Origin of the sequence: Brachyspira sp., assembly GCF_050873525.1 — a bacterium.
In the GTDB taxonomy this organism is placed as follows: Bacteria; Spirochaetota; Brachyspiria; order Brachyspirales; family Brachyspiraceae; genus Brachyspira.
In genome coordinates, this window is record NZ_JBNMIZ010000179.1 from 1 (window position 1) to 5512 (window position 5512).

Below are 5512 nucleotides of genomic sequence, written 5' to 3' on the forward strand. Positions count from 1 at the left end.
AAAATAATTTTTAAATTCTTATTCTTTTTCTATAGTTTTATTTCTTAAATTTTAAAGAAATAATTGTAATAAAAAAATACTACTTGAAGTAATTATTATTATAATGTATAATTAAAAGATTAAAAATTAAATTTAAGGAGTTGCTATATGCAAAACGATAATCAAAATCACAAAAGGGAAAGACTTTCAAGCAGGCTGGGATTTTTATTAGTCTCGGCGGGATGCGCTATAGGACTCGGAAATATATGGCGATTCCCTTATATAACTGGAAAATACGGAGGCGCCGCTTTCGTTTTGATTTATTTGATATGCTTGCTTATAATAGGACTTCCGATTTTAATAATGGAATTCAGCATCGGGAGAGGAGGACAAAAAGATATTGTCGGCTCTTATAAGGCTTTGGAAAAAGAAGGACATAAATGGCATTTAATCGGTTATATTCAAATGCTCGGATGTTTAATTTTAATGATGTTTTATACTAGCGTTACAGGTTGGAGTATAACTTACGCTTTTTATATGGTTACGGGAGCGATGGAAGGACTCTCCCCCGAAGGCGTAGGAAATTTTTTTGGTTCTATGCTTGGTAATCCTCAAGTTATGGTTTTAAGTTTATTTATAACTGTTTTCTTGGGAAGTTTAATTTGTTTTAAAGGGCTTCAAAGCGGAGTAGAAAAATCTACGAAATTTATGATGTCGCTTCTTTTTATTATAATGATAATTCTTATAATAAGAGCGATAACTTTAGACGGAGCTATAGAAGGAATAAAATTTTATCTGCTTCCAGATTTGGGAAAAATATTTAACGAAGGCGGAGCTAAAAGCTTTTTGGAGGTAATATACGCGGCTATGGGACAGGCTTTCTTTACTTTAGGTTTGGGAGTCGGAAGTATGACTATTTTTGGAAGTTATATTGGAAAAGAAAAATCAATTACAAACGAATCTATAATAATAGTTATACTCGACACTTCAATCGCTTTTCTTGCTGGTTTAATAATATTTCCCGCTTGTTTCGCTTTCGGAGTAAATCCCGGCGAAGGCGCTGGATTGGCTTTTGTCACTTTGCCAAATATATTTAATTCTATGCCGCTTCCAAGATTATGGGGAACTTTATTTTTCATATTTTTATCAATGGCTTCTCTCACAACCGTAGTCGCCGTATTTGAAAATTTAATAGCGTTCACGATGTCGGAATTCAAAATGAAAAGAAGTTTAGCTTCGGTAATAGTCGGAATAGTCGTCTTCGTATTGGCTTTGACTACCTCGCTTGGCTTCAATGTTTTATCTTTCATTCAGCCTATGGGCGAAGGAACGAGTTTTTTAGATTTGTATGATTTTATTTTGAGTTATAATCTTTTGGAACTCGGCGGAATTTATATAGTTATTTTCTGCGTTTCAAAATACGGCTGGGGATGGGATAATTTTATTAATGAAGTTGATTCTGGCACGGGAATAAAATTTCCAAAATCTTCTAGGATTTATGTGACTTATATACTTCCGTTAATTTTATTCGCATTTTTCATTATAAATTATATAAGCAAATTCTCATAAATTATTTTCCTTGTTTATTGATATTTTTTATAAGGACGGCATTAATTTTGTCGTCCTTTTTTACTTTAACCCTATTGACTTGTTTTATATATCGTTATATAATTATATTATAATATACTAATATAGGGTTTATAATTTATAATTTTAGGAGAGAATGGAAATGAGGAAAAGAATTGACAAAAAAGAAAAATTGGAAGAAGAAAATAAAGAAGATATTTTTAGCAATTCAAAAAATGAGGACGATTGCGAAGTTAATACTACAAATGAAAATATAGCTTCTTTGATTCCTAAACTTCCTAATGATGAAGAATTTACGATTCTTGCAGATTTTTTTTCCGTATTTTCCGATTCGACAAGATTAAAAATTATTTCGGCTTTAAGCGAAAAAGAATTATGCGTGCATGAATTATCATCTCTTCTAAAAATGAAACAGCCTTCAATCTCGCAGCATTTAAAAACTTTATGGCAGGCGAGAGTAGTCAAAAAACGAAAGGTTGGGCTTCATGTATTTTATAGACTTGACGATGAGCATATAGAAAAAATTTATACTTGGGGGTATGAACATGTTAAAGAATAAAGAAAAAATTTTATTTGTATCGGAAATGATACTCGGAGTTATAGCGTTAATTTTGCTATACAGTCTTCATGGCAGAATTCATGGAATTGCGGAATATATAATATTTTTTATTCCATATTTAATTTTGGGAAGAGAAGTATTCAAAAACGCCGCTATTGATTTTATCAAAGGAAAATTCATGCGCGAAAGTTTTCTTATGAGTATCGCCACAGTCGGCGCGATTATACTTCATGAATTTCCCGAAGCTTTAGCCGTTTTAATATTTTATCGAGTCGGAGATTATTTTGAAGATATGGCGGTTAATAAATCAAAAAGAACGATTTCCGCTTTGATGTCTATTCGTCCCGATTCGGCAAATATAATAAGAGAAAACGGAAGTATAGAAAAAGTCGATATATCTCAAGTTAAGATTAACGACAATATAATAATAAATCCTTTTGAAAAAGTTCCTCTGGATTCGATAATTTACGAAGGCGAAAGCTGGCTTGACACTAAAGCATTAACTGGCGAAAGTATGCCGAGAGCGGTTAAAATCGGAGACGAAGTTTTGGCGGGAACTATAAACGGTGACGCTTCAATAAGGGCAAAAGTCATAAGAGAATATGCCGAGTCTTCAGTCGCTAAAATATTGAAACTGGTTCAAGATTCGCAAAATAGAAAGGCAAATATCGAACAGCTAATAAGCAGATTTGCAGGAATCTATACCCCTATTGTAGTATTCGGAGCAATAGCTTTGACTATAATTCCAACTTTAATTTACGGAAGAGAAGTTTTTAATAATTGGTTTCAGCGCTCGCTTACTCTTTTGGTAGTTTCTTGTCCATGCGCGTTTATGGTTGGAATTCCATTAACTTATTTTTCTTCGATTGGAAGAGCTTCAAAATTGGGAATAATGGTAAAAGGCGGAGTATTTTTAGATTTGCTTTCAAAAGTTCAAACGGTAGTTTTCGATAAAACGGGAACTCTCACAAAAGGCGAATTTTCAATAAAAGAGATTTTTAATAGCGGACTATTCGATAATGAAAATCTTTTAAAATACGCTGCTTATGCAGAATCTGGTTCTTCGCATCCGATTGCAATATCAATAGTGGAATATTATAAAAAGAACGGCGGAAATATAGAAGATAATTTAATTTCAAGCCATAAAGATATTAGCGGAAAAGGAGCGATGACTACTGTAGAAAATAAAAATATTATAATCGGTGGGAAAGAATTATTGAAACAAAATAATGTAGAAATCCAAGAAACCGTTAAGAAAAATATCAATGTTCATATAGCGATAGACGGAAAATATGCGGGCGGATTTTTCATTGACGACAGCGTAAAAGAAGATTCAAAAGAGGCAATAATATCGTTAAATAAAATGAATATAAAAACGGGACTCATAAGCGGAGACAATGTAGATAGAGTCGAAAGTTTCGCTAAAGAAATGAATATATCGGTTTTCAAAGGCGGATGCTTGCCTGACGATAAAGTTAGTTCTTTGGAAGAAATGATGAAAGATTCTAAAGCTTCAATATTCGTTGGAGACGGAATAAATGATGCGCCTTCTTTGGCGAGAGCGGATATTGGAATAGCGATGGGAGGTTTGGGTTCGGATGCGGCAATCGAAAATGCCGATGTCGTTATAATGGACGATAAACCTTCAAAAGTCGCGACTGTAATTAAACTTGCAAAAAAGAATCATATTGTTGTCGTTCAAAATATTTTGCTCGCTTTGGTTATAAAATTTGCTGCAATAACTTTAGGCGCTTTGGGACTCGCTACTATGTGGCTTGCAATATTTGCAGATACGGGAGTAACGGTTATAGTAGTTCTTAACGCTTTGAGACTTTTATATCCGATAGGAGAAAAAGAAGAGGATATTAAAGATTTGAAAGAAACTTGCGATATAAAAATAACTAATTGCGACTGCGGACATCAGCATTAAATTATTTTTTTAATAATTAAAAAGATTTAAAATAAAAAGAATAGGCATTAATTTATGTCTATTCTTTATTATTTATAAAATCTAATCGATTTAATCAAAAATCTTCGCTATCGAATTTTGAATCGGAAAGCAAATTATTTTCTTTTATAACATTAAATAAACATTCTATTATTGAAGTAAAATTTGCTTCGATAAATTCTCTTGCATTTTTAGTAGTTCTTATGGCTTCGTTTACATCCGTATCGTTTTCATTAATTCTATGCGCCAAAGTATCTCTTATTTGATTAACGGCTATCCAATTTTCAGCGGGAAGTCGCCATATATATTTTCCATCATTATCTTTAATAGGATTATTGTTTTCATCAACTTCTTTTTTACTTGAAGTGTGAAAATGATAACATAATGTATATTCATTTTCTTTATAATTAGTTATTTTTGGGTTTCCTTCCCATTCTGCAAATTTACTTTTCTTACCTGTTTTTTTATTTATTTTAGGATTAATAAAAGCATCCGCATTTCTAATATAGTCAAATAAACGCATTACTATAAGTTCTTTTCTTGAAATTGACATAATCTCATATAAAGAAATTAAAACTTTTTTATTTTTTATTTCTATAGAATTATCTATTACTATATTACCAGCTATTTCGTTTATTAAATCTACTAAAGTGTCCTTATAAATATTGAAATCTATTTTATTTATTATATTGTGTATTTCTTTGTTATTATCAATATTTAAATAGTGCAATGATTTTATAAAGTATATTAATATTTTGCTATCAATAGTTTTGCTATTTTCCAAATAATCTAATATTATTTCTTTACAAAGTTCATAAGCTTTTATATTATATGCAACTATATATGCTTTAGCCATAAATAATTCTTTGCTACGATGGTAGAAATACATATTTTGTAATAATACTTTTGAATTATTTTCAAAAATATACTCTTTTTCCTCCATTTCATATATTATAGGAATTACATTGTCGAGTATATCTTCCATAGCATATTCAAATGAGGCAGTATCAATAGATTTTAATTGCTCTATAGCTTTTCTAAAATATTCAAGCGACTTCTTTGCCGTATCTTTATTTTTATCTTTTTGATATATTACTTTACCAAGCATAATATTATAATCACAGTCTTTTTTTAATGAAGTTGAATGTTCAAATAATAATTTTTCACACTTTTCATAATCTTTATCAGCATAGTAAATATTATATAAATTAATAATAGGGTCTTTTAGTAAGTCCTTATTTACTTCAGAGTAATTTTTGATACTTTCTTCTAATAATTTTTTATGTTTATTTTTGTCTTCTATATCTTGGCTTATTGCATATCGTTGACCATATAGTGTTGCAAGACTATTTTGAAAAAGTTCTAAACTTATATGCATCATTGAATAAGCATGATAATTCCAAAAATACATATATGCTAATTTATCTATACCACCATAT

The 5512-nt window shown here is 30.5% G+C and carries 4 protein-coding genes; 3 read left to right on the plus strand and 1 reads right to left on the minus strand.

Features of this window, described 5'->3' with window-relative positions:
• Positions 1-147: 147 nt before the first annotated feature.
• The 3 genes from ACR0QS_RS10500 to ACR0QS_RS10510 all read left to right on the plus strand — a co-directional run bounded on the left by ACR0QS_RS10500 (position 148) and on the right by ACR0QS_RS10510 (position 4055).
• The gene (locus tag ACR0QS_RS10500) at positions 148-1548 is read left to right on the plus strand and encodes a sodium-dependent transporter (protein WP_432633398.1); all 1401 of its coding nucleotides are present in this window, start codon (positions 148-150) and stop codon (positions 1546-1548) included.
• A 160-nt stretch (positions 1549-1708) separates the two neighbouring features.
• Positions 1709-2125, plus strand: a complete 417-nt coding sequence (locus ACR0QS_RS10505; protein ID WP_432633399.1) for an ArsR/SmtB family transcription factor — start codon at positions 1709-1711, stop codon at positions 2123-2125.
• Positions 2112-4055, plus strand: a complete 1944-nt coding sequence (locus tag ACR0QS_RS10510; RefSeq protein WP_432633400.1) for a heavy metal translocating P-type ATPase — start codon at positions 2112-2114, stop codon at positions 4053-4055. Before ACR0QS_RS10505 ends, ACR0QS_RS10510 begins: the two co-directional genes overlap by 14 nt.
• A gap of 94 nt (positions 4056-4149) precedes the next feature.
• Here the strand turns inward: ACR0QS_RS10510 and ACR0QS_RS10515 are convergent.
• Positions 4150-5512: hypothetical protein (locus tag ACR0QS_RS10515; protein ID WP_432633401.1), on the minus strand; the 1363-nt coding region annotated here is incomplete at its 5' end.

What these genes read in the sequence shown, in the direction of transcription:
- ACR0QS_RS10500 (WP_432633398.1), top strand. Translation starts at nt 148, where the DNA reads ATGCAAAACGATAATCAAAATCACAAAAGGGAAAGACTTTCAAGCAGG.
- ACR0QS_RS10505 (WP_432633399.1), top strand. Translation starts at nt 1,709, where the DNA reads ATGAGGAAAAGAATTGACAAAAAAGAAAAATTGGAAGAAGAAAATAAA.
- ACR0QS_RS10510 (WP_432633400.1), top strand. Translation starts at nt 2,112, where the DNA reads ATGTTAAAGAATAAAGAAAAAATTTTATTTGTATCGGAAATGATACTC.